The organism is Legionella sp. ST3F1 (assembly GCF_048553315.1).
GTDB classification, from domain to species: Bacteria; Pseudomonadota; Gammaproteobacteria; order Legionellales; family Legionellaceae; genus Tatlockia; species Tatlockia donaldsonii.
Map to the genome: position 1 here is coordinate 38,479 of NZ_JBLZIO010000015.1, position 19,608 is coordinate 58,086.

Sequence of the window (19,608 nt, forward strand, 5' to 3'; positions counted from 1 at the left end):
CACTTCTATGCCCAAGACAGAAAAAATAAAAAAAGAAATTCTTTCATCAAGCCGGCACAAAGATAAAGGACGGGTCGCACGGAAGTGGGCTAATACGTTCTTTTTTAATAAAGATGCCGCTACCGCTGCAGCGCGCCTTTTAATGAGCTGTGTTGCCAAAGGTGAATTTCTGGTAAGAGATTTTTCCACCACGGTGTTACAGAGACCCCATACCTCTTTTTCTATTGCAGATTATCTTTCACATGGTAGTCGGATTGTCATTGATTACCATGAATTAAGTCCAGGGCAGCGCGACGAACTGTTACGCTTGATCCCCGACACTCTAAATCCCGATTGCGTTGCACGCTCTGCGACTCATGATGCATCAAGGAATGGCGATGGCTTGATCATAGAAGGTAAAGGATTCCTTCTCGGTATGAAAGGGCAACTTCCCTCCGTATTGAAAAGCTATTGTGATTTTGGAATCAATATCGCCATGGGAGGGAATGGCCAAACCAACGAAGTGGGCAAGACCATTAGGAGTAATGGTTACAGCGGCCATTTTTATATCCATCGAAATGACGCCCAACAGTTATTAATGCTGGGACTTGAACAAACAGCCCCTGTTGCGTCTCTTTGGGAGTTATTTCATCAAAAAAAGCAGGACGCTGAACAGGAGCAATGGGGAACGGATCAGTATGGGCAGGGACATTCCCTAACCGGTGCCTCTGATACCTATACTGCGGCCGGTTCTTTGTATTTTAGTGATCCGGTTCTGCAAGTGAAGTGCCTGGTAGAAGACCACTGCTTCCCGCCGGACAAATATGGCGCCATGCAGGTGAAATTAACCAATGAGAATTGGTTAGAGATTAAAAAAATGTTGGAGGAAATGAACCAGGCCAATCAGGATCGTTTATTCCATATTTTGATAGGATCACCTGTTTCAGCAACGAAAACGCCCAGAAAATACAGCAATTATCTTGCTGTTGATTTTCGCCGCTATTTCCAAACCTTTTCTGATGTTTTTCTGGATTCAGCGCAGAAAAATTTAGTAAAAGACCTTCAAAATACATTGTTAAAATTAATCAGGGAATTTCAAGAAGGTATTGCCAATTATCAAGGATTAGAAAGCTGCATCCAAAAATTACTCGACCTTCCACTTCCTGCCCCCTACAAAAAGGCAATTTCAGATTTTAAGGAGTTGTTAGCAAAACAGCTTGAGGAAAATCAAGGCGTAGAGAAAAATTGCCAGCAATTTTTTCTGGACAAAGAATTTGAAGAATTACAGGAAGAACAACTTCTTACTTTGCAGAAATTGAGTCTGGTTGAAAATTTTTTTATTACTTATGCCGAGCTCTTCAAAAAAGAAAATGAACAGGAGTTATCGGATTTTATCGAGAAATTGCAACATTGTGGGAATTCATTAAGATCAATGACCGAACCGTCGCCTGAGGATATGAGCAAAAGTTGGCATGTATTACCCGCCATTACGGCAGAGAGAATAGCGCAGTTTAGGTTGTGCCTGCTAGAGGCGACTAACTTGCTCGCCAACATTCCTCAACTTTACTTAAGAACTGAGTGGGAAGCTCTAAAAGCTTTAGTTTCAAAAGATAAGGCCGAAGATTTAAAACTCATAGAAGAGTTAAGAGACAAAAACAGAGACTTACAGTCCAAGTTAGATCGAGCCAATCAAGTAGAAGATAATTTATTACAGCGTGTCCAGCAAATTGCAACAGTCGTGCAACTATTTGGTCGAATAGAAGGCGAAGTAAACACTCTTAAGGGAGAGGCACGGCAAGAGGGTGACGATTTGGTCAAAACATTAAGGGGAACTATCAATAATTATTTAACCAATATGGACTATAAGCTTAATCGTTTTCAACAGGATTGCTCCGGAACGCTTGCAAAACCAAGAGAAAATCTTTATCAAAGAAGCAGTCTCCTGCGTCTTCTTGTTCAGGAAGCGCTGACTGCAGTATGCCTGCTATTTGTTGGATATGCGGCGGGTGTAGTTCACAATTACACTCAATGTGGTCAACTTACCTTCTGGAATTATAATAGTCGTGTGGGAACATTGAAAAAAGAATTGGAAGCCTTAGTCCAGCCTCCAATAAGTTGCCCAGTATAAACTCAAACCGTAGCACAACCGGTTAACTATCGTCTGTGCGTAGTTAATTGGTTAGGTCCTATCCAAGCAATACCAGACCGATTGGTCGATCTAGTGAGGACCAGGAGTAGCAGTATTCTCTTCATCTAGTTTTGGTGCCGCTGCCGCCTCTGCCAGACTAGCCTCCCTTGCCGCACTTCGTCTCGTTTGAGCAAGTCGGCCTCCCGATTTCCTATCCAAAAATGATCCTACATAGTCTGCCAGCTCAGGGGGTAACAGTTCCCCTTCATTACGACGGCTAAAGAAACCAATCGCTGCTCCTCGTGTATAAGCTTGAATCATAGGATGTTGCATAAACTCACTTCGGAGTGCTTCACTCGATACAATGCGCATAAAATGGCGGGGCTGTAGTAACAGTTCCCCGATCTCTTGTTGGTGCTCAGGAAAATCCGTTGTTAATCCCTGAAGAATAATTGAGTTATCTACCAAACGGGTAAAATTATCGAGACGGGTGATCCATTGATACATCGCTTCTTTATATTCGGGAAAATAGATAGTCAATGTTCTCAGATTAATATAGTGAGATATCAAGCGGGTAGAATGATCAGGATTAAAAATCAACTTAAAGAAATCTTCCTTATGCTCAGGGAAAATCTTAACAAACTCGACTACACTGTCGATATCCGTGGTTAAACGTGCAAAATGATTCGTTTGGACGACACGTTTATACAACGCTTCTTTATGCTCGGGAAACAGTGAAACCAAGCATTCTATCTCTTTATAATTACTCGCAAATCGAACAAAATTTTCATCGCTAATCATGACATCAACTATTTCTGAGCGTATAGCCTGGATTCTATTAAACGACTCCTTTATTTCCTTAATCTTCTCTTTCATCTCAATTTCTCGTCTTTAGGTTCAAATTCATTTTTGATCGTGCAAGGAATCAAAAATGCGCATCAACAGAGCAATATTTGAACATAATGTACTTAAAACGGAAAACGAAATATTTTCCAGCCAGAATCCTTTTTTGGAATAAGCGTGAAAAAAAACATAATAAAACAGTCAGCTATGCAGTTAAAAAAGGGTTGTTGAAACGGAACCGCTTTAGTCGCGCGAAAGGATGATCAAGGTGATATCCAGGCCGAGGGGCAACGAGCTGGTCTGGTCAGGCAGGCTCGTTGCTTTTTTGTTTAGTGGCAAAAGGATTAATTAGGCCAGATTTCCAATCCATTTAAGACCGGCATAAGGACCTTGAAATGCCAAATTGGTTGCAGAGGCAGTCAGTTGAGGCAAGTCAAAAACACTAAAATAATTAACCACCATGTAGCCTGCATCGGCAATCAGAGTACCTCGAGATAAATTGTGGGTATAGGTTAAACCTAACTTCGCCTCAAGTTCCGGTATCACTTCTAAAGTAGAAGCATAGGACACGGGCGGAACGCCGGATGTGTCATTGGTTTCACTGTCACCGATGATCAGCGCACCAGCAAATTTTCCATACACTGCGAAAGCGTTTGTAAAATTATAGGTTAAATCCATGCCTAAACGAGGACCAGCTCCACTGAATTTTTGATCAAACCGATTATACGTAGGTGTAGTTACCCCCGTATTAGGATTAAAAATTGATAAGGGAGCAAAATTGCCACGTTTTAAATAGGCATACTGCACGCCGGCATGAAAGCGAATGTCTTTAAATAGACCAAAATTGGCATGTTGTCCAAATTCAGCATTGACAGCGTTCCAGTGAAGAGCGATTTTATCATAGGCAAAATTTAACGTATTGCCAGAAATCAAACTCACATAGCTAATGGCTGGTGTTGTGAATTCATGATCAAAATGAACCCAATTAACATTGATATCGGCGCCAGTTCCAAAATGGTAGGACCCCTCTAATCTAAACGCCCAGTTCCAATCGTTGTTTCTTTTATTGAAATTAATAGTATCTCCAGAAGTAGAATACCCTAGAAAATTGTAATGATATTGATTTCCACTATAAGTGGGTTTGAGGTAAAGGGCCTGAACTCCCAAATCCCAAGCAGTGGATGGGCAAGGAACGGTTACATTATCCGGGTTACAAACAGGCCCCATCGTTCCCGCAAAATTCAGACTACTACTGAACGCTAAAATGAACAAAGCAATTTTTTTCACTCGTTTCTCCCTAACTGACTCTACAGAATACTTTCTGACTATTGACCGTTACTGCGCGGGTAAATTTTAGATTATTGCCATTGATATAGATAGGGTCGCGCTAGCAAAATGCTATCAATTTGAGTGGGATAGCTCACAGGGAGGAATCGTCCCGCACTTACGCGCTAGGCGTTTTTATGTCTAAGAAGCCTTCCGGCTTCTTCAGAGGAGAGTGGTTTGCTCATTAGAAAACCCTGAATGTCATGGCATTGCCTTTTCTTGAGAAACTGGACTTGGTTTTGTGTTTCTACCCCTTCCGCAATGATATTAAAATTCATACTTTGAGCAATGGCTATAATGGCATCAATGATAGCTTCGTCTCCTGGGGATTTTGAAATATTCTGAATGAAAGACTGATCTATTTTTAGGCTATCAACAGCCACTTGTTTTAAGAGATTCAAACTGGAATTTCCTGTCCCGAAATCATCCAAGATAATGTGTACTCCCATCGATTTGAGTTTTTTAATGATTTTTTGTATTTCTCTATCAATAATAACGTTTTCAGTGATTTCTATTTCTAAATACTGCGGCTCTATGGAGTATTCTTGTAAAATACGTTGTACAGTTGCGACGAAATTGGGTTGCCTTAGCTGTTTGCTTGCCACGTTACATGCAACGGGAATTTCGGGCAGCCCTTTTTTGCGCCACTCTCTGATTTGTCGGCAAGTTTCTCGCAATACCCACTCCCCAATCGGCACAATAAGCCCTGAACTCTCAGCAGTGGGGATAAAATCCAACGGTAAGATAATTCCCTTTTTAGGATGACTCCACCGAATTAATGCTTCCATAGAACGAATCTGCCGGGTATTGATCTCAAATTGAGGTTGGTAAAGAAGAAAAAACTCATGATTGATAATTGCTTTCTGCAAATCCAACTCTTGTTGAAATTGCAGGCTTGTTTGTTTATTAAGCTTATCTGTATAAAATGAGAATTGGTTGCCGCCAAGGAATTTTGCATGGTACATCGCCATATCCGCATTACTTAATAAGGTGTTGACCGTTTTACCATCCGTTGGATAGACACTGATACCGATACTGGCATAAACATTGATGTTTTTACCAGTGACATGGAAGGGCTTTAAAAAGGATTTAAGAATCTTTTGAGCCACAGTAACCATTTGCTCTTCAGAACCAAGGGATGGGAAAATCATTACAAATTCATCACCGCCTAACCTGGATAGCGTATCTTCTTTACGAGCCAAGGATCGTAATCGTTCAGCAACCGCACAAAGTAACTGATCACCGGCGTCATGACTTAAGCTGTCATTGATCATTTTAAACCGATCCAAATCAAAAAATAATACAGCGAATTTCTTTTTATAACGCGCATGACTACTTATGATATGTTCAATACGGTCAATTAGTAATAATCGATTGGGTAGTCTGGTTAATGCATCATGAGTCGCTTGATACTCCAGTTTTTCCTTTAATTTTGCTTGTTCAGTGATATCCCTAAAGCTCCATACCCGTCCTACTGTTTGAGAACCAAGGCGATGAGGTTTGGAACAACACTCAACAACATTGCCGTTTTTAAAATAATAAGTCTGAATACTGGAATCATCGATATGGATAGAAAATTGTTTAACTTGAAGCGCGTGCTGGTCTGAATTTAAAAGCTGTGTTGACATGTCTTTAATTAATTTAGACTCATTTGCCTTCTTCATGCTGGATTCAGCTATGTGCCATAATTTGACGAATTGCATGTTGTAATCAACGATTTTTCCCTGTAAATCGACAACCAAAATACCATCCGAAGAGGATTCAATGGTTGCTCGTAATAAGGAGAATGATTGTTGTAAAGACTCTGTTCGCTCATCCACTAATTGATTTAAAAACTCAGTGTGTTTTTGCGTTTCCTTCGCCAATACCCATTTTTGAGTTAAAGCACTGGCTAATTGTCTTACCGCAATCACATCAAATGGTTTTTTCAGTACCAATAAATTATCACTTAAGCCTAAGGCATTGACTGTTTCTTCCCAGGAGTAATCGGAGTAGGCGCTACAAATAACAATTTGCATTTGAGGATCAATAGCCCAAATACGTTTAATGGTTTCAATACCGTCAATGCCAGGAGGCATTCTTATATCAATAAAAGCAAGGGGATATGGCCTGCCCTCTTCGAGTGAACGCTTTACTTTCTCTATCCCTTCAATACCTTGACTTGCCACATCGATTTCAAACTCGGGTAAGGATAATCCCGGATGTTGGGTCTCATTATCAAATAATTCCTCATCAAATTTATTTAATAATGTGGAGCTTTTGCTAACATTTAATATTTTCATAAAATCACGATGAATTGCCGGATTGTCATCGATCACCAGAATGCGAAAGGAGGACGTATTCATAGTCGACCTCGCGCCACATTTTCCTCGTTAGCGGGCAGTTCCAGGATAAATTGTGCTCCTTTTCCGGCACCGTTACTTTCAGCATTGAGTGTCCCCCCCAGATCTCGCGCATAAATTGCAGAACAATGAAGCCCGAAACCGTGACCCGTTTTCTTGGTTGTAAATCCAAAAGAGAAAATTCTATCTAAATTGCTTTTATCAATGCCAATCCCATTATCTGATACTTTAATCTTAAGATGGTTATCCTGGGTTCTGGTGACTGAGACAACAATTTCCCTGGCATCATTAACCTCCTGTAATAAAACAGAATCTTTTGCATTAGTAAGTAAATTAGTTAGGATTTGAAATAGCTTGGATTTATCTGTTACAAAATCACTAATTTCCGGGGCAATCTCAATTTGAACATCAATTTGATGCTTTTCCAGTATGACTGATTTTACAGCGTTACGAATCAAATCCGGTATTGAAATTTTTTCTGTTAAATTGGATAGCCCACTGAGTGATTGCTGCATGGCGATAATTTCATTGATATGACTAATATTGTTTTCAAGGGTGTTGGCTTCTTTTATATTCTCTTCATAGTCTTCATAGAGCGCTTTTGACAAGGCATCTAAATAAGGAATAATCAATTTGCCTTTAGGGTCATTCAATAAATAGTCACTTAAGCGACTAATATTTTCATCCAGCATCGTTTTGACAGCCGAGATTTTTTTGTAATAATCCTTGGCGACGTTTTTCTTTAGAATGACAGTAGACACATTGACGCTGTTTAATAGATTGCCCACATTATGAAGAATTGATGTGGCTACGTCGGACATTCCAGCAAGACGAGCCGTTGCTAACAGTTTATTATTGAGCTCATGAACTTGCTCTTCGATTATTTTTCTTTTGGTTATATCCATTAACACCCCGGATATTCCATTTTTTTCAGGAGTTGCTTTGCCTATGGTTCTGTACCATTTGTAGTGATTGTCTTTGCTTTTCACCCTCAACTCATAATCATAATCAACTTTTTGTTTCAGGGCCTTTTCGATCATATTCTTTAACCGCGCCTTGTCATTTGGATGCACCAGCTCTAAAAATTCAGTATAGCTAAGCGCGGTATTACCTGGAGGTATCTCCAGAATTTTAAAAAGTCCTTTTGACCAAGTGGTTATATCGGTATCCTTGTCATAATGCCAGTAACCCATTTTGGCGATGTCCTGGGCATATTCCAATTTGGCATTAATGTCCCGCATTTCTTTAGAAGAAATATCAATAGAGCGTTCCAGTAAATATCGATCCTGGTCGTTTTCGAAGTAAGTTTTATTAATCTGTAAGATAAATTCCATCCATTTTTCGACGTCCTGTGGTAATTCATCAGGTTTAATATTGAATTTGTTCAGCTGACGCTGTAACAGCCGGTGTATTTCCATATTATTAGAAGGATCCCTTGTTTTTATGAGCTTTCAAGTAACGTTGTAATGGTCATGGTTTGGTTATGTAATTCACAGTTTCCCACTGTCAGTGGGGAAAGCTCGCCATAAGAATAAAAGCCAATTTGAATTGATCCATCGAGTATTGATTGGAAAGTGGTTTCTGTTTCTTCTTCTGCTCGCCCACCTAACAGCAACCGTCTCCCTACACAACTAATATCAATTGCTAAAACAGGTTTTTGATTTAACCCATTATTTTTAAAAAGAATCTTATTTGCAGCTTCGCCGGCTTCGTTAGCACTTTCAATAAGCCTGTCAAAATTGGCACGCATTAGTTGGGCATAGTACCCCTGAGGCAAATCACCCGCAAAAGTTAGCGATTGAGATGTTTCGTCAATCCCCAAGATCGTGCGCACAATATGTTGGGAATCCGGATCAGAAGGGTTACGGATAGCGAGTGGATAAAGCAAACCAGCAGCTGGTAATTCAGACGCTCTGTCACCAAGATAGGTTTTATAGAGTTTTAAAGCAGGCTGATTGTCCAGTTCATAGAGAATATTTCCTTTCGAGCGGGTAATCATTCTCTCTGGGCCAAAAATATCCCAGCCTCCTCGCGAGCCATGCCCCACATGAATTTGGTCGCCATACAACCCGACTGCTACGATGCAATGATCTATAATTTTTCCATCGTAAATAATCCAGGTATTTTTAAAGTCTGCGCCATCTCCTGCCAGGCCACCAGTAATAGTCACTTCCTTTGCAGAATTTTTATTTAATCCTTTGATTAATTCAGATCCGTTAACATTTAACCCATCCGATAAAACAAATATACCTTTGGGATTCTGATTTTGGTGTAGGGATTTAGCCAATTGGGCACCTGCCCCCAAAGATTCTTCAGCGTTTTTAACCTCCGCTTTTGCCAACTGAAGCGTTGTAGACTCAAATTGAGCGACAGCGACGGCAATACTATTATCAAAAATATCAGGTCCAAAAATTTCCCCTGCTGTTGAACAGCCAATGATTTTTGATTTTTTATAGGCTTGTGCCAGTTCCTGAATGGGTTTTGTGTTCGTTCTAAATGCTGGGCTGGCAAACACTAAAATCAGGGTATTTGTAGAATCCAGCTCAGGGAATTTCTCAATACTCCATCCTTGGTTTTGAATGTATTGAAATGATTGAATTTTCATTATGTTAATGTTTATACCATTAATTTATGATTAATTATAGTACATATTCACACGCTTATTGTTTGATAAAAAAGGAAAAAAAGCTTTCCGTTCTCATTTTTATCGCATAAAAACTCCCTTTGCTGTTTCATTCCATTATTCCTCGCAGCCATCTACTTTATTTCAAAATGTAGCATTATATAGTAAAATATTATATTATTGGTTTTTTGGAGAAAATATGGGCATAGTAAAAATTTCTGATGAGTTGCACGAAGCAACGAAAGTGATGGCAAGAGCAATGAGTCGTTCCATCAATTCTCAGGCTGAATACTGGATTAGGATAGGAAAAATGGCAGAAGAAAACCCATCAATTACTTATTCTGAAATTCTCAAAATTTTAATTAATCAAGCCTCATCTGGTGAAATACGCGATGTTAGTGAAGACTTCTGAAGAAATAGAAAAAATGCGAGTTGTCGGTAATTTGGCTGCCTCTGTACTTCATATGATAGGACCTTATGTGACTGAAGGTACAAGCACCAATGAGCTTGAGCGAATTTGTCGCCAATATATTCTTGAGGATTTAAGAGCCACTCCTTCAACGCTAAACCATTATGGGTTTCCAGCATGCATTTGTACGTCCATAAATCATGTGGTCTGCCATGGTATACCTTCCGATAAAAAACTTAAAAATGGCGATATCATTAATATCGATGTGACTGTACAAAAAAACGGTTACATTGGGGATACAAGCAAAATGTTTCTTGTGGGCAATGTAAAGCCGTTTGCTAAAAAATTAGTAGAAGTTACCCAGGAATGCCTCTATAAAGCGATTTCGATAGTCCGTCCTGGAACGTATCTTGGCGATATAGGCAGCATAATCCAAACCCATGCAGAACAGCAGGGCTATTCGGTAGTACGGGAGTTTGGAGGGCATGGAATTGGCCGATCAATGTGGGAAGACCCCCATGTGATGCATGTTGGCAAACCAAATACCGGATTACAATTACAGGCTGGCATGACATTTACTATAGAACCCATGCTCAATTTGGGTCGTAAAGAAATCAAAACTTTAGGCGATGGTTGGACTGTTGTCACCAAAGATCACAAATTATCTGCACAGTGGGAACATACTATTCTCGTAACCGATCATGGACACGAGATACTTACCTTAAGACCCGATGAACAATTCTCTTATTAAGGTCATCATTCAAATGCGAGGTGGTGTTAGCGGCCGCTTCACACTCGCATGATGATAGTCTTGCAAGCCCATAAACTATCACGATACACTGGGCGCGTGTCACTGCCATACCGCTTATGGCTTACATGGTTTTGATCGCAAAGGATGAATGGATGGTTAGGGAAAGAATGTCTCATTTTATTAAATTAAACCTATTCTTAGGCTGCTTTCTGGGGTTTTCCATCAGCTTTTCTGCCGCAACCCATGCCCAGGATAGCCAAGGTTTTTACCTGGGTATTTCAGCGATAAAAGACACCTCCAGTTATGACTTCAAGCGCGTTGAAACCAGCCCCGGATTATTGTTTATTGATCAAGATCGCTTCGATTGGAGTGGCTCAGGATTTGGTGGCGAACTCTATATAGGCTATGGAAGTAGTTTGGCCAGCCGCTTTTTTTTGGGCGGAGAAGGCTTTTATAATGTTAGTTCCAATTCCGGGAATATCGCGTTTATTGATTCGAATACTCTTTATACACGCCAACTCCATGGAAAATTCCGCCAGCGTTGGCAGTATGGTTTTGCCGCTCGGCCAGGTATCTACCTCTATAAGCAGGCTCTCTTCTATGGTCGAATCGGCTGGATAGTCAGCAATATTCAACTAAGTGGTGGTATACAACAGACAGGTAATATGGGCGCTTTTGCAGGCAACTTTTCATCTGATAAAAACTGCCAGGGTCTTCAACTGGGGCTTGGAGTGGAAATACCTCTTATTAGCAGGCTCATCGCCCGCCTTGAATGGGACTGGAATTCGCTGCAGGATTTCTCAAACCAGTCCTTTGTAAGAGATACCAATCATAATCCCTATACCACCCTTCGTAACGCATTTAATCCAACCCTGGAACAGATTAAACTAGGGGTGCGATGGAATTTTTCCTCTTAATTCTGCTGACTGCTGAGTCAAAAGAGGCGCCCCCTTTATAGTTGATCAATAGAGCAACGCGGACTAAATGAGAAGGGGAATGCTCGGATCCATCAAGATTTGTTATAATTAATGCCTGACGATGTAAAGAATTGCGAACGATCATGTCACTTTTAAACTTCGAGCCTCAGTTTTATATCAAAAATAAACACCTTCAAACGATATTGAGCTCCAAAAAAAACCCGGTTACCGGATCGATGGTTCGGAATGAAAGGGCTGTAGCGTTAACCGTTAAAACGGATGAACCGGTCCATTTGACAGGGCTCTTTTCACCACAGCCTAACCAGCCGGCAAAAGGCCTGATTATTCTTCTTCATGGTTGGCTCGGCTGTGCTCAGTCCACCTATATGTTAGGCAGAGGCGAACAGCTCTATCAACAAGGCTATGAACTATTTCGTCTCAACCTGCGTGATCACGGCGCTACTCCTGCACTCAATAAAGGTCTATTTCATGGTGCTCGGCTAGAAGAAGTGTTTCAGGCAGTAAAACAAATTACAGCCAATTATTCGGGATTACCCACTACCTTAATTGGCTTTTCTATGGGTGGAAGTTTTGCTTTAAGGATTGGTTGGAGAGACAGTTTTGAATCACAGAAAATAGCCAATTTAAAACGGATCATCGCTATTTGTCCCTCCGTTAATCCAGAACAAGTGACGAGAGCCATTGATAATTCCAACCTATATCGACGTTACTTTATTGCCCGATGGAAAAAAGCCTTGCTAGAAAAACAACGCTGCTTCCCCGACCTATATGATTTTAGTAGCATTTTATTACAAAAAAATTCCTGGCAAATGACAGAAAAATTATTAGTAAACTATTCTGAATTTAAAGACATTGATGCTTACTTCGCTGAGTATCATTTTTCACCCGAAAAGCTTAAAGCGGTGACTGTTCCAATGACGATATTAACCGCAGAGGACGATCCAGTCATTCCAATTCGTGGTTTTAATGAGCTTAACAATATCAATCCACTCTTAAAACTCTATATCACTCGCCATGGCGGCCATGTCGGTTATATTAATAATTTTAGAGGCGACTCCTGGCTTGATACGATATTACCGGAGTTAATTTGAAGGCTCGAACTTGCATTTTGTATTCAACAATCAGGATTCCGGGCATAGCCATATTGACTTTGCTTGTTGCAAAATGAAACAAAATTGGTAAAAAAAAGAACTTCAGACTAAGCTTAAATAAGATGTAATGAAGTGAGGTTTGACTGATGAAAAAATTGCGCAAAAGCTCTAAAACCGCCCCTAAAGCTGACAAAAAGATCCTTAAAAAGGAACTTAAAAAAGTTTCAGGCGGGTCCGGTGAATGGGATGACTGGAGAGAAGCTCAAAGAAGAATAGAAGAAAATAATTATAATAATACCGATTTTAAAGATTAACCTGGCTCACACTATTCCCTACTCCGACCGCCGGTGTAATTGTTGACTATCATGCAACATCAGGGGCAGGTTTTCCATGGAAACCCTACCCCTGACATACCGCCCAGCTTCTTCAATAAACTAACGGTAACCCAGGTCAGTATTGAGCTGCTTCAAACATGGTTGCTTCGATGAGTTCCAATAGGCTGGGTAGAAATAACAGTGCTGAACCGATAAAAACTAATGAAATGGGTGTGCTAATGGGAATCCGCGTTGGATTATCTTTATGTTGTTTAAATTTCATAATCGCACAGACTGAAAAGGCCAATCCTGCAATGTAAGCTCCCGAGCCAATCACTCGTTCCAAGCCTTCAAAATTCTGCGTAAGACTTTCAGAGATCTCCCCGAGAGTGAATACTTGTCCGAATACCTTTGGCATACAAATCCACAAGCCAAATACTAGAATTGTACGTAATGGATTTTTTAACGATATTTCAAACATTATTTTCTTTCCAGAATAAAATTCCAAGGTGAAATAATTTCTCGATTTTACCTAGTTTCGAACAGAAATGGTGTGAAATCATTGCCCTTTGCAGGGCTACTATAATTTCGCAATAATTGTATACTATTTTATTGCAATTACCATTGATTAATCGTGGCAGAGTGAGTCTGTCGATTGACCAATGCAGCCCTGCGCGGTGCGATCATAAGAAGTCATCCCGCTAGAAAGGAATAGTCATAATGATAGTTGAAATGCACGTTGTTTTAGGAGGAGTTCTTCTTGGACTTGCTGCGGGAATGATGCTATTGATCCAAGGCAAAATTCTTGGTTGTAGCGGCATACTCTTTCGCTCCCTGGATTTTGCAACTTATCGCCCTAATATCGACAATAGCTTATTTATTCTGGGATTATTTTTAAGTGGCGTCCTCTTTAACTTTATTCAGGTTGTTCCCAACCCCACAACTATTTTTAAAACGACGCCCTGGATATTAATTCTTGGCGGTATATTGGTTGGCGGGGGTACTTATCTTGGCAATGGCTGTACAAGCGGACATGGGCTATGCGGCATATCACTCTTACGCAAACGCTCTATCGTTGCTGTAAGTATTTTCTTTCCTGTTGCAATCATCACGGCCTGGTTAACCCACTAAGGAGATTAAACGATGAAATCCATTATTTCATTAGTCGCCGGCCTGATATTTGGTTTGGGTTTAATTTTAACCGGCATGTATAGTCCCGACATTATTATTTCCGGCTTAAGAATTGGCGCTGAAACATTCAAAATCAATTTATATATCACGTTCCTTACCGCTTTATTGGTTACCTTTCTTTTATTCCAGCTGCGTAAATGGCTAGCCAAGCCTTTGCTAAACAAGTGCTATGAATTGCCGACCAGGGAAAAAATTGACTGGCAACTGATTCTTGGCGCAGCAGCTTTTGGCGTGGGCTGGGGAATGACGGGAATTTGTCCTGGTCCTAACATGGTGGGGCTTGGAATTTTTTCATGGCCGTTTTACTGGATCAATTTCGCAGGTATCCTTATTGGTTTCTTCCTCACACGACGCCTTGTTTTAAAACGAAAGTCACCTGATCAATAAGCAAGGGGCTTGTTCCAAAAGCCAAGAGAAACTCTTTATCAAAACAACAGCATACTCCGTTTGCCTGCTCAAGGAACACGTCCTCTAGTCTATCTGTTATTTACAGGCTATGAGGTTGGGAGAGCACCCGCCCAGACCACCTCAGGGACTTCAATGAGTTACACAACCAGGTTATGGCCTGCTAGTCTATACTTGTATTAGTTCAAATACAGATCACACAGAAATGAAAATAGACATCGAGGCGGTCAAGGCGCTTTGTGGTAATAGTAAGGAAGCCGTTATTTATGGCTTCAACTTTTACAATTACCAACAGCTTTATGAAGCAATAAATCGTGATGGAAGCATCAAAGCATACAACTCGGATGATTATGAAAACAAAAATGATGTAATGGCTAACAGTGGCCATTCTTACAGCAATCTGTACAACCATTTTAAGTTCATAATTAACGATTTATTACTGGAGAATTATAAGCGACAGCAAAAAGGGGAGCCTTTGGTTCCTTTAATATTCGTTGTTGGTTTGGATAATAACCGATACGATAAGTCCAGAATATTCGAGAGAGCCGATGATCCTTCTGACAAGGGAGTAACGCTTACTGAACTTCGACGATGCTATAAACTTGCTCATGAGTTTGGTGAAGAAATGACTAAAGTTGCTGGGCAAACATTTAAATTTGTTCGTCTGGTTAGCTCAGATAACGGTTATCAATTCGAAACAGTCGAACCATTCTGGAAAGATGAGCAATGGCAAAAAGGTTGGGAAGAGAGAAAAAAAACCACTGAAAAGGAAATGGGCTCCGAGAATCGAAATAATTTTTGGCGAAAAAAATTTCAAACGTTAATTGATGAAACGGACGAACAACACAAGAAAATCGATCCCTCGAATTCCTAATTTACATCCCTACTTAAAAAAGGATCTTATATCGAGTTAGGTAACAGTGAGTTGCGCTTCATGATGCATCAGGCAGCCAATGTTTTTATTCTCTAAACCCAAACCGATAGGTCAAGCACAAGGCTTTTAATTTCGATCAGGAGTACACATTGAAGCAGCCCAACCCGATTTTGTTTCATGGTTCAATGCGCTATATTTCCTAAATAACGTCTATTAAAGAGAATATTATGGTAGAGATCATTAATCTTAATAAAAAAAGGAAGGCTAAAATTCGTTTGGAAAAAGAAAAAAAAGCCTCTGAAAATCGCATTAAATTCGGAAGGACAAAAAACGAAAAGCAGTTAGAGAAACAAGAGAAAGAGCGTAGTGAGCGATATCTGGATGGTCATAAGTTGGAGAAAAACGAGAAAGAATGAAGCAAGTCCTTTAGTAACAGAATTGTCTTTAAAGTCTCATTCCATCCTTCATTGATTCGAACATTTAAAAGCTCCATCAGAACAAACTGACGGAGCTTTTTTTAGCGTTGCTAACCGCTTACTTAGCGGCTTTCTTTTCCTTCTCTTTGGCAATCACTGCTTCAGCTACATTGTTTGGACAAGGAGCATAGTGAGAGAATTCCATTGAGAATTGGCCGCGACCAGAGGTAAGCGTGCGTAATGTACTGATGTAACCAAACATTTCTGAAAGTGGAACATCGGCCTTAACGCGTACGCCAGCTGCGCTGGGTTCTTGGCCAGAGATCATACCGCGACGACGGTTCAAATCGCCAATCACGTTACCTACATCTTCTTCTGTGCTGTAAACGTCCACTTTCATGATGGGTTCCAGCAATTGTGGGCCTGCTTTTGGTATAGATTGACGAAAAGCGCCTTTGGCCGCAATTTCAAACGCAATTGCCGAGGAGTCAACCGCATGGAAACCACCATCAGTGAGGTTCACAACCACATCCAATACAGGGAACCCTGCTAACGTACCTGTGTTCATCATTGAGCGGAACCCTTTCTCAATTGCCGGGAAGAACTCTTTAGGAACGTTCCCACCCACAACGGATGTCATGAAAGTGAATCCAGAGTTTGGCTCACCTGGTTCAATCGTGTAGTCAATCTTACCGTATTGACCAGCACCACCAGATTGTTTCTTGTGGGTATAGCTGTCTTGAATCGACTTGGTTATGGTTTCGCGGTAAGCAACCTGAGGCTGGCCTACTATTAACTCAACATCGTACGTCCGTTTAAGAATATCAACTTTAATATCAAGATGTAATTCACCCATACCACGAAGGATGGTTTCACCTGAATCTTCATCCGTTTCTACTCTAAACGTTGGATCTTCTGCAACCATTTTGCCAATCGCAATAGCCATTTTCTCGGTTGCACCTTTATCCTTTGGCGCAACAGCAATAGAGATAACTGGCTCAGGGAAAACCATTGCTTCCAGCGTACACTCGTGGTTAGGATCACAAAGTGTATGGCCGGTGCGAACGTTTTTCATACCTACGATAGCGATAATGTCGCCTGCTTCAGCACTTTGCAATTCATTACGCTCATTCGCCTGCATCTCAACCATACGGCCGACACGTTCTGTTTTACCGGTAAATGAGTTAAGGATGGTATCGCCCTTATTCAGTTTTCCTGAGTAGATACGTATGAACGTTAGAGCACCAAAACGGTCATCCATGATTTTAAAGGCCAATGCACGGAATGGTTCATCAGGAGAAACGATAGCGAATTGTCCGTTTGGCTCACCTTCAGCATTGGTCAAAGGTTGTGGATTTACTTCATGGGGAGCAGGCAAATAGTCAACCACTGCATCCAGTAATAACTGCATCCCTTTGTTTTTAAAGGCAGAACCGCAATAAGTTGGGAAGAAGGCTAATTCAAGGGTACCTTTACGAATACAACGCTTGATGTCTTCTATTGAAGGCTCTTCTCCTTCCAGATAAGCCATCAGCAACTCATCATCCATTTCAAGTGCCGTCTCGATTAATTGCGCGCGATACATTTCAACGTCGTCAAGCATATCGGCTGGCACGTCAGTAACTTTGTAATTTTCTGGCTGGCCAGTTTCATCCCAAACGTACGCTTTACGGGTTAATAAATCGACAACCCCTACGAAACTGTCTTCAAAGCCAATGGGCAACGTCATAATTAAAGGATGTGCACCCAATACTTTTTTGATTTGCTCAGTTACTTTCAAGAAGTTCGCGCCGATACGGTCAAGCTTGTTGACGAAAATCAAACGAGATACTTTTGAATTGTTCGCATAGCGCCAGTTGGTTTCTGACTGAGGCTCAACGCCGCCAGAACCACAGAATACGCCGATACCACCATCGAGTACCTTGAGGGAGCGATAGACTTCTACAGTGAAGTCGACGTGTCCTGGGGTGTCGATGATATTGAAACGATGGCCTTTCCAGAAGCAACTTACTGCTGCGGATTGGATGGTAATCCCGCGCTCCGCCTCCTGTGCCATGAAATCGGTAGTTGATTCACCTTCGTGAACTTCACCCATTTTGTGGATTCTACCGGTAAGCTTAAGAATACGTTCGGTAGTGGTAGTTTTTCCGGCATCTACGTGGGCGAAGATACCAATATTTCTGTAAAGGTCTAAATCGTTCATAGCGCTCTTATTAACTTGAAATTGATTAAAAATTGGTTGCGTATTATACATTATTCTATCGGGATTTGCAGCATCTCTCCGCATGGAAATACTAAAATATAGAAAATAGGTGGGAAAAACAGGGGCAGGGCTTGTGCTGTGCGGGTTTCAGCAGGCGCTACGGTGCGAAATTGGGGTTGAATTTCGATCATTGAATACAAAATTCCAACCCTGCACCCCGAAATTCTACTCAGTTTTGCCTTGTTATTTTTGGAGTAATTTTAGTAATTCTTGCGCCCCAGCAGTGGATGAGGCCGGATTTTGACCAGTGACAAGGCGGCCATCTACCACCACAAAACTCTGCCAGTTTGCTGCTTTTTCAAAATGCCCGCCTAACCGTTTCAACTCCTCTTCGACAAGAAATGGCACTACATTCGTAAGATGGACTGCTTCCTCTTCGCTGTTGGTAAATCCTGTTACACGTTTGCCTTTTACCAGAGGAGCACCTTTGTAAGTGACATGTCGAAGCACACCGGGTGCATGGCATACCAGAGCAATTGGTTTTTCCGCATTATAGAAAGACTCAAGCAAGTGGATTGAGTCTGCACTCTCAGCAAGGTCCCACAAGGGGCCATGGCCACCAGGATAGAACACGGTGTCAAAATCCTCTGCCTTTATGTCTGCAAGCCTGACTGTTTGTGATAATGCTTTTTTCGCCAGCTCATCTTGCTTATATCGCGTCATCGCAGAGGTCTGATTTTCAGGTAAATCACTCTTCGGATCGATTGGCGGTTGACCACCTTTGGGAGATGCTAATGTTAATTGAGCGCCAGCATCCTTGAACACAAAATAGGGGGCTGCAAACTCCTCCAACCAGAAACCTGTTTCGCGTCCTGTATTTCCGAGCTGATTATGTGACGTTAGTACCATTAATATGTTCATTTACATTCCCTTTCCTTGTGAATACACGATTAAGTGCCAGATTGAGAGGACCGTATTTTTTCAAGTATAACATAGAGAGTTGTACTAATTATTTGGTCCAGGACGATTCGCTGGGCTACCTTCTTATAAACAGTGGAGTATGATGAGCTCTTAAAAATAAGGGATGGATATGCGGCGGCCTGGAAGTAACAGGGGTTAGGGCTTGTGTTTCATAGGTTTCACAGCCTGGATAATGTGCCTCAAAGGCACATTATCATACTATCAACATCATCTGAATTAGGCGCCTTTTCTGGGGGGGGTAGGGCTTCAGGTGGTTCAGCGATATTATTGTTTTTAACTAAAGTGGCTAAATCCGAATAGTTACGCACCAAATATCTAAATTCAGTGGGACTTAAGGAATTTTTATAATCGTCATGTTTCAACAAAATAGCCACCAAATCGCGCTGGCACTCCGCTAAACCAAGCATCCAGTGAGGCAATGTTTTTGGCCTTTTTTCCAAGAGCGTTTTCTTGCAAGTTTCATCTAATAAAATAGCCAGCCCATCTTCTGCATTATCCTGAATACAATTTAAAAATTGAATAAACTGATTCGTAGTAGGCTTGGCCAAGATAGTTGCCAAACGACTTTGCATACGCTGCTGATGCAGCTCTTTTGCTAATTTGGAAGTAAAAGAAAACTCATAATCGTCTTTAACGCCTAAACAAGTACATATTTTAACTATTAATTCCGTGGGTAAACTATCAAACATGGTAATAACCCCTTCTGTTTATTTAGTTAATAATTCCTTAATAAATACATAATGTTTCATTAATAAATTCGTAATATTTCATTAATTTTTAACCCTTATAATATC

19 protein-coding genes are annotated in these 19,608 nt (G+C 40.9%); 10 read left to right on the forward strand and 9 right to left on the reverse strand.

Annotation, left to right across the window (positions count from 1 at the left end; genetic code table 11):
• The first annotated feature begins 7 nt into the window (after positions 1 to 7).
• Positions 8 to 2,107 (forward strand): hypothetical protein, encoded by a 2,100-nt coding sequence (locus tag ACN4Z1_RS11005; protein ID WP_228363081.1) that lies wholly within the window; start codon positions 8 to 10, stop codon positions 2,105 to 2,107.
• Between the two features lie 90 nt (positions 2,108 to 2,197).
• On the opposite strand, the gene ACN4Z1_RS11010 is transcribed toward ACN4Z1_RS11005, so the two are convergent.
• From ACN4Z1_RS11010 to ACN4Z1_RS11030, 5 genes are all read right to left on the reverse strand, one after another.
• Positions 2,198 to 2,983: a hypothetical protein gene (locus ACN4Z1_RS11010; RefSeq protein WP_228363082.1), complete on the reverse strand. Its 786-nt coding sequence runs from the start codon at positions 2,981 to 2,983 to the stop codon at positions 2,198 to 2,200.
• Positions 2,984 to 3,298: 315 nt separating this feature from the next.
• Positions 3,299 to 4,177: an Lpg1974 family pore-forming outer membrane protein gene (locus ACN4Z1_RS11015; protein WP_419388164.1), complete on the reverse strand. Its 879-nt coding sequence runs from the start codon at positions 4,175 to 4,177 to the stop codon at positions 3,299 to 3,301.
• Between the two features lie 224 nt (positions 4,178 to 4,401).
• Positions 4,402 to 6,621 carry an EAL domain-containing protein gene (locus ACN4Z1_RS11020; RefSeq protein ID WP_419388141.1) on the reverse strand — a complete coding sequence of 740 codons (2,220 nt, stop codon included), beginning with the start codon at positions 6,619 to 6,621 and terminating at the stop codon, positions 4,402 to 4,404.
• Positions 6,618 to 8,036, reverse strand: a complete 1,419-nt coding sequence (locus ACN4Z1_RS11025) for an ATP-binding protein (RefSeq protein ID WP_419388142.1) — start codon at positions 8,034 to 8,036, stop codon at positions 6,618 to 6,620. The genes ACN4Z1_RS11020 and ACN4Z1_RS11025 overlap by 4 nt, the downstream gene beginning before the upstream one ends.
• Before the next feature lie 23 nt (positions 8,037 to 8,059).
• Positions 8,060 to 9,223 (reverse strand): FIST signal transduction protein, encoded by a 1,164-nt coding sequence (locus ACN4Z1_RS11030; protein ID WP_228363086.1) that lies wholly within the window; start codon positions 9,221 to 9,223, stop codon positions 8,060 to 8,062.
• 217 nt (positions 9,224 to 9,440) lie between these two features.
• Here ACN4Z1_RS11030 and ACN4Z1_RS11035 point away from each other — a divergent pair, with 217 nt between their 5' ends.
• The 5 genes from ACN4Z1_RS11035 (at position 9,441) to ACN4Z1_RS11055 (ending at position 12,744) form a co-directional block, all read left to right on the forward strand.
• Entirely contained in the window at positions 9,441 to 9,653 is a 213-nt protein-coding gene (locus ACN4Z1_RS11035) for a ParD-like family protein (protein ID WP_058446274.1), read from the forward strand.
• A complete protein-coding gene (map, locus tag ACN4Z1_RS11040) occupies positions 9,634 to 10,401 on the forward strand; it encodes a type I methionyl aminopeptidase (RefSeq protein WP_228363088.1) in 768 nt (255 codons plus the stop codon). The genes ACN4Z1_RS11035 and map overlap by 20 nt, the downstream gene beginning before the upstream one ends.
• Positions 10,402 to 10,553: 152 nt before the next feature.
• Positions 10,554 to 11,318, forward strand: a complete 765-nt coding sequence (locus ACN4Z1_RS11045) for an outer membrane protein (RefSeq protein ID WP_419388143.1) — start codon at positions 10,554 to 10,556, stop codon at positions 11,316 to 11,318.
• Between the two features lie 143 nt (positions 11,319 to 11,461).
• Positions 11,462 to 12,430, forward strand: a complete 969-nt coding sequence (locus tag ACN4Z1_RS11050) for a YheT family hydrolase (RefSeq protein ID WP_419388144.1) — start codon at positions 11,462 to 11,464, stop codon at positions 12,428 to 12,430.
• 146 nt (positions 12,431 to 12,576) lie between these two features.
• Complete coding sequence (locus tag ACN4Z1_RS11055; protein ID WP_228363091.1) at positions 12,577 to 12,744, forward strand: hypothetical protein; 168 nt, start codon at positions 12,577 to 12,579, stop codon at positions 12,742 to 12,744.
• Positions 12,745 to 12,880: 136 nt separating this feature from the next.
• Here the strand turns inward: ACN4Z1_RS11055 and ACN4Z1_RS11060 are convergent, their stop codons facing one another.
• Complete coding sequence (locus tag ACN4Z1_RS11060; RefSeq protein WP_147285516.1) at positions 12,881 to 13,162, reverse strand: hypothetical protein; 282 nt, start codon at positions 13,160 to 13,162, stop codon at positions 12,881 to 12,883.
• A gap of 302 nt (positions 13,163 to 13,464) precedes the next feature.
• Here ACN4Z1_RS11060 and ACN4Z1_RS11065 point away from each other — a divergent pair, with 302 nt between their 5' ends.
• From ACN4Z1_RS11065 to ACN4Z1_RS11080, 4 genes are all read left to right on the forward strand, one after another.
• Positions 13,465 to 13,875, forward strand: coding sequence for a YeeE/YedE family protein (locus tag ACN4Z1_RS11065; protein WP_115222457.1), 411 nt, complete (start codon positions 13,465 to 13,467; stop codon positions 13,873 to 13,875).
• A 12-nt stretch (positions 13,876 to 13,887) separates the two neighbouring features.
• A complete protein-coding gene (locus ACN4Z1_RS11070; RefSeq protein WP_419386956.1) occupies positions 13,888 to 14,322 on the forward strand; it encodes a DUF6691 family protein in 435 nt (144 codons plus the stop codon).
• A 223-nt stretch (positions 14,323 to 14,545) separates the two neighbouring features.
• Positions 14,546 to 15,214 carry a hypothetical protein gene (locus ACN4Z1_RS11075; RefSeq protein ID WP_419388145.1) on the forward strand — a complete coding sequence of 223 codons (669 nt, stop codon included), beginning with the start codon at positions 14,546 to 14,548 and terminating at the stop codon, positions 15,212 to 15,214.
• Positions 15,215 to 15,441: 227 nt separating this feature from the next.
• Entirely contained in the window at positions 15,442 to 15,630 is a 189-nt protein-coding gene (locus tag ACN4Z1_RS11080; protein ID WP_419386954.1) for a DUF4169 family protein, read from the forward strand.
• A 118-nt stretch (positions 15,631 to 15,748) separates the two neighbouring features.
• Here ACN4Z1_RS11080 and fusA read toward each other — a convergent pair whose 3' ends face one another.
• The 3 genes from fusA to ACN4Z1_RS11095 all read right to left on the reverse strand — a co-directional run bounded on the left by fusA (position 15,749) and on the right by ACN4Z1_RS11095 (position 19,503).
• Positions 15,749 to 17,833 carry an elongation factor G gene (gene fusA, locus ACN4Z1_RS11085; protein WP_419388146.1) on the reverse strand — a complete coding sequence of 695 codons (2,085 nt, stop codon included), beginning with the start codon at positions 17,831 to 17,833 and terminating at the stop codon, positions 15,749 to 15,751.
• Between the two features lie 243 nt (positions 17,834 to 18,076).
• A complete protein-coding gene (locus ACN4Z1_RS11090; RefSeq protein WP_228363096.1) occupies positions 18,077 to 18,754 on the reverse strand; it encodes a type 1 glutamine amidotransferase domain-containing protein in 678 nt (225 codons plus the stop codon).
• Positions 18,755 to 18,993: 239 nt separating this feature from the next.
• Positions 18,994 to 19,503 carry a hypothetical protein gene (locus tag ACN4Z1_RS11095; protein ID WP_228363097.1) on the reverse strand — a complete coding sequence of 170 codons (510 nt, stop codon included), beginning with the start codon at positions 19,501 to 19,503 and terminating at the stop codon, positions 18,994 to 18,996.
• Positions 19,504 to 19,608: the final 105 nt, after the last annotated feature.

Excerpts from the sequence above, each read along its gene's own strand:
- ACN4Z1_RS11005 (WP_228363081.1), top strand. The coding sequence starts at position 8 with ATGCCCAAGACAGAAAAAATAAAAAAAGAAATTCTTTCATCAAGCCGG.
- ACN4Z1_RS11010 (WP_228363082.1), bottom strand. The coding sequence starts at position 2,983 with ATGAAAGAGAAGATTAAGGAAATAAAGGAGTCGTTTAATAGAATCCAG.
- ACN4Z1_RS11015 (WP_419388164.1), bottom strand. The coding sequence starts at position 4,177 with ATGGGGCCTGTTTGTAACCCGGATAATGTAACCGTTCCTTGCCCATCC.
- ACN4Z1_RS11020 (WP_419388141.1), bottom strand. The coding sequence starts at position 6,621 with ATGAATACGTCCTCCTTTCGCATTCTGGTGATCGATGACAATCCGGCA.
- ACN4Z1_RS11025 (WP_419388142.1), bottom strand. The coding sequence starts at position 8,036 with ATGGAAATACACCGGCTGTTACAGCGTCAGCTGAACAAATTCAATATT.
- ACN4Z1_RS11030 (WP_228363086.1), bottom strand. The coding sequence starts at position 9,223 with ATGAAAATTCAATCATTTCAATACATTCAAAACCAAGGATGGAGTATT.
- ACN4Z1_RS11035 (WP_058446274.1), top strand. The coding sequence starts at position 9,441 with ATGGGCATAGTAAAAATTTCTGATGAGTTGCACGAAGCAACGAAAGTG.
- map (WP_228363088.1), top strand. The coding sequence starts at position 9,634 with ATGTTAGTGAAGACTTCTGAAGAAATAGAAAAAATGCGAGTTGTCGGT.
- ACN4Z1_RS11045 (WP_419388143.1), top strand. The coding sequence starts at position 10,554 with ATGGTTAGGGAAAGAATGTCTCATTTTATTAAATTAAACCTATTCTTA.
- ACN4Z1_RS11050 (WP_419388144.1), top strand. The coding sequence starts at position 11,462 with ATGTCACTTTTAAACTTCGAGCCTCAGTTTTATATCAAAAATAAACAC.
- ACN4Z1_RS11055 (WP_228363091.1), top strand. The coding sequence starts at position 12,577 with ATGAAAAAATTGCGCAAAAGCTCTAAAACCGCCCCTAAAGCTGACAAA.
- ACN4Z1_RS11060 (WP_147285516.1), bottom strand. The coding sequence starts at position 13,162 with ATGCCAAAGGTATTCGGACAAGTATTCACTCTCGGGGAGATCTCTGAA.
- ACN4Z1_RS11065 (WP_115222457.1), top strand. The coding sequence starts at position 13,465 with ATGATAGTTGAAATGCACGTTGTTTTAGGAGGAGTTCTTCTTGGACTT.
- ACN4Z1_RS11070 (WP_419386956.1), top strand. The coding sequence starts at position 13,888 with ATGAAATCCATTATTTCATTAGTCGCCGGCCTGATATTTGGTTTGGGT.
- ACN4Z1_RS11075 (WP_419388145.1), top strand. The coding sequence starts at position 14,546 with ATGAAAATAGACATCGAGGCGGTCAAGGCGCTTTGTGGTAATAGTAAG.
- ACN4Z1_RS11080 (WP_419386954.1), top strand. The coding sequence starts at position 15,442 with ATGGTAGAGATCATTAATCTTAATAAAAAAAGGAAGGCTAAAATTCGT.
- fusA (WP_419388146.1), bottom strand. The coding sequence starts at position 17,833 with ATGAACGATTTAGACCTTTACAGAAATATTGGTATCTTCGCCCACGTA.
- ACN4Z1_RS11090 (WP_228363096.1), bottom strand. The coding sequence starts at position 18,754 with ATGAACATATTAATGGTACTAACGTCACATAATCAGCTCGGAAATACA.
- ACN4Z1_RS11095 (WP_228363097.1), bottom strand. The coding sequence starts at position 19,503 with ATGTTTGATAGTTTACCCACGGAATTAATAGTTAAAATATGTACTTGT.